This is a genomic window from Piscinibacter sp. (assembly GCF_050175855.1).
Lineage (GTDB): Bacteria > Pseudomonadota > Gammaproteobacteria > Burkholderiales > Burkholderiaceae_C > Piscinibacter.
This window is the reverse complement of the sequence record NZ_JBFXIO010000479.1, coordinates 1-3,371: the sequence shown is the minus strand read 5'-3', so window position 1 is coordinate 3,371 and position 3,371 is coordinate 1. Positions and strand designations below refer to the sequence as shown.

The 3,371-nt window shown below is 69.2% G+C and carries 4 protein-coding genes; all 4 read right to left on the bottom strand.

Translation table 11 applies throughout. The features are described 5' to 3' along the window. A partial coding sequence (locus AB7U92_RS24220; RefSeq protein WP_428582935.1) for a polyamine aminopropyltransferase occupies positions 1 to 1,423 on the bottom strand: 1,423 nt, incomplete at its 3' end. Next, a complete protein-coding gene (locus tag AB7U92_RS24215; protein WP_428582933.1) occupies positions 1,416 to 1,640 on the bottom strand; it encodes a DUF350 domain-containing protein in 225 nt (74 codons plus the stop codon). The genes AB7U92_RS24215 and AB7U92_RS24220, both read right to left, overlap by 8 nt. Positions 1,641 to 1,666: 26 nt before the next feature. Next, a complete protein-coding gene (locus AB7U92_RS24210) occupies positions 1,667 to 3,265 on the bottom strand; it encodes a DUF4178 domain-containing protein (RefSeq protein ID WP_428582931.1) in 1,599 nt (532 codons plus the stop codon). Between the two features lie 13 nt (positions 3,266 to 3,278). After that, entirely contained in the window at positions 3,279 to 3,371 is a 93-nt protein-coding gene (locus AB7U92_RS24205) for an SHOCT domain-containing protein (protein WP_428582937.1), read from the bottom strand.

The window sequence follows — 3,371 nt, the reverse complement described above, 5'->3', positions numbered from 1 at the left end:
GCGCCTGCGGCATGCGCCACGGCCGCCGGCTGGCCAGGATGAAGCCCCATTCCCCGAAGCTCGGCACGTGCGCGTGGTAGGGCGTGGCGGTGAGTCCGGTGGCCTCGATGGTCGCGGCCACCGTCCAGTAGCTGCGCCGCGCGATCAGGGGCGAGGTGGTCTGCACCACCGCATAGCCGCCGGCGGACAGGTGGTCGTCGATGCGCTGGTAGAAGGTGGTGGTGTAGAGCTTGCCGATCGAGAAGTTGGTCGGGTCGGGAAAGTCGACCACGATCACGTCGAAGTGGCCGGGGTTGCTCTCCAGCCAGCCGAAGGCATCGTCGTTGACGATGCGCAGCTTCGGCGAGTTCAGCGCGTTGCCGTTGAGCGCCGTGAGCATCGGCGAGCTGGCGAACAGCCGCGTCATGTGCGGATCCAGCTCGACCAGCGTGACCTGCTCGACGCTGGGGTACTTCAGCACCTCGCGCACCGCCATGCCGTCGCCGCCGCCGAGCACGAGCACGTTCTTCGGCGCGCCGTGCGCGGCCATCGCCGGGTGCACCAGGGCCTCGTGGTAGCGGTGCTCGTCGCGCGAGTGGAACTGCAGGTTGCCGTTGAGGAAGAGCTTGACGTGGCCGTGGCCCGCGGTCACGACCACGCGCTGGTAGGCGCTGCTCTCGGCGAACACGATGGCCTCGCCGTAGAACCGGTCTTCGGCCCAGCGGGTGATCGCATCCGCCCCGGCGAAGGCGCCGGCCAGCACGCCCACGGTGAGCACGCAGGCCAGCACGTGCGCCGCCAGCGCCCGCAGTTCGGCGCGGAACAGCCACAGCGCCCACAGCGCCACGCCGGCGTTGAGCAGCCCGAAGAACAGGCCGGTGCGGATCAGCCCGAGCTGCGGCACCAGCACGAGCGGAAAGGCGATGGCCACGGCCAGCGCGCCGAGGTAGTCGAAGGTGAGCACCTGCGAGACCAGGTCCTTGAGCGCATAGCGCTCGCGGAAGTGGCGCTTGAGGATGCGCATCACCAGCGGGATCTCCAGGCCGACCAGCGTGCCCACCAGCAGCACGAGCGAGTACAGCGCGAAGCGGAAAGAGCCGGCCGCCACGCTGTGCAGCGCGAACAGCATCGCCGGCATCAGCCCGCCGATCAGCCCTACCAGCAGCTCGATGCGCAGGAAGTGGGCGACCAGCTGCCGCTCGAGGAAGCGCGACAGGTACGAGCCCACGCCCATCGCGAACAGGTAGGTGCCGATGATGGTGGAGAACTGCAGGACGGAATCGCCCAGCAGGTAGCTGGCCAGCGCACCGGCAGCCAGCTCGTAGAGCAGCCCGCAGGCCGCGACCACGAACACCGAGGCGAGCAGCGCCACCTCGGCCGGGCGGATTGATGCGGCCGCGGCCGGTGCCTCCGCCGCCGTGGCGGCGGGCCCGCCATCAGCCATGGATGGCGGCGGCGACGATCTGTCCGATGGCGATCGCGGTGGCGCCGACGACGATCGCCAGGGCCATGTTCTTGTGCTCGACGATCTCTTCCCACAGTTTGTAGGGCGTGAGCTTGTCGACGATGATGAAACACAGCCAGAACACCAGCACGCCGATGATGGCGTAGAGCATGGAGCCGAAGAAGACCGCGGGTTTGAGCCACTCGATGCCCATCATGGGATTGCTCCTCGTTCAGTGTCGATTCACTTGTGGCCGCCGAAGGAGCCTCCGCCCCACGAGCCGCCACCGATGCGCCCGCCGCCGCTGCGCGCGCTGCGCAGGCAATTCTGGTACTCCGCCGACGCTTCGCCATAGGTGGCCCGCACCTGGTTGCAGTCGCGGGCGTCGCCGTCGCAGCGGAACATCATCAGCAGCACCACGACGACGAACACCCAGAAGAACACCTTGGCCAGCAGCCCGGCGGCATTGCCCGAGCTGGGCATGGCGTCGCGCTGCAGCGCCGCACGCTTCTCCGGCGCGAGCTTGAAGGCCTTGAGCACGGCGTCGGCGCTGAGCGTCTCGCCGGCCGACCAGGTGATTTCCTGCGTGTCGCCGGAGCCGGTGCGCTCGCGGTTGATGCGCCGCGACGAGAAGGCGCCGGTGCCGATGTAGTCGGTGTTGTAGGTGCGTGCGTCGCGCTCGAGCCGCCAGTAGAACTCGCCGAGCACATACGTGGCCTTGCCGGTGTAGTCGTACAGCTTGCGGTAGACCACGCCCTGGTACTTGACGCCGTCGCCGGCACGCTCGGGCACGCCGGTGATCGGCGCGGTCCAGCTCCAGCCGTCTTCGGCGTCGACGAGGAAGGCGAAACCTTCCGTGCGGTGGTAGAGCAGGTATTCGCGCCAGAAGGCCTGGTCGTCCTCGCCCGTATCGACCTCGCAGCGCTCGGCATAGCCCACCACCTGCCAGGGCAGCGCCTTCTTGTCGCCCGGCTTGAGCGACAGCGCCAGCGTGCCCGTGCTGCCCAGCGGGATCTGCGGCTCGCTGCCGTTGGCCTGGGCGTAGTGCTTCAGCTCGCCGCCCACGCCCTGCGAGACGTCGACCACCGCATGGCAGTTGGGGCAGACGATGCTCTGCGTGGTCGAGAGCTTGACCTGCAGCGCCGTGCCACAGCTCGGGCACTCGACGCCGCGCGCCTTGAGTGTCTTCTCGCTGGACTCGGACAGCCCCGTCATGGCGAGTTCGCTGATCGCCACCGAGCGTCCGATGGCCCACTTGGGCGCGGCCGGGTCGCCATAGTCCAGCGTGCCGACCTCACCGCGCGTGTTGCGCAGGTCGGCGACGACGAAGCCCCGCTCGAGGCTCGGCTTGAACGGCAGCTCGCCCTGCGCCGCGATCAGCTTCGCGGCCGCGACCGAGGCCACCGACCAGGCCTGGCCCCCTACCGACACTGACTGGCCGGCACGCAGCGACTCGGCTGCCGGTGCCGGAGTGTCCAGCGGAGCATCGAACGCGAAGACGTAGCGGCCGTTGTCTTCGCTCAGCCAGCCCGAGCGGCCGTTGTCGAACAGCGCGTGCCACTCGTTCCAGGTGCCCTCGGCATAGCGGTACTGCAGCCGGCCGACCAGCACGAAGGGCGCGCCCTGGTGGCGGCCGGCCGCGCCGAGCTGCAGCGGCGAGTGGTCGTCGAACAGCTCGGCGACCTGGCCGATGCGCCTGAGCGCCTCGCCGTCGCGCACGATGCTGCTGCGGCAGTAGCTGCATACGGCAAAGGCCGACGCGGCCGAGCGGAACTCGACCGGCGCGCCGCAGTTCGGGCAGGCGGCCCGGTAGCCGCGCTGCGGGCTTTGCTCGGTGGCCAAGACGCCTTCGCGCTCAGACCAGCTTCTTCAGCAGCTCGGCCTTCTTCGCCTCGAACTCCTCGGCCGTCAGGATGCCCTTGCCCTTGAGTTCGGCGAGCTTCTCGAT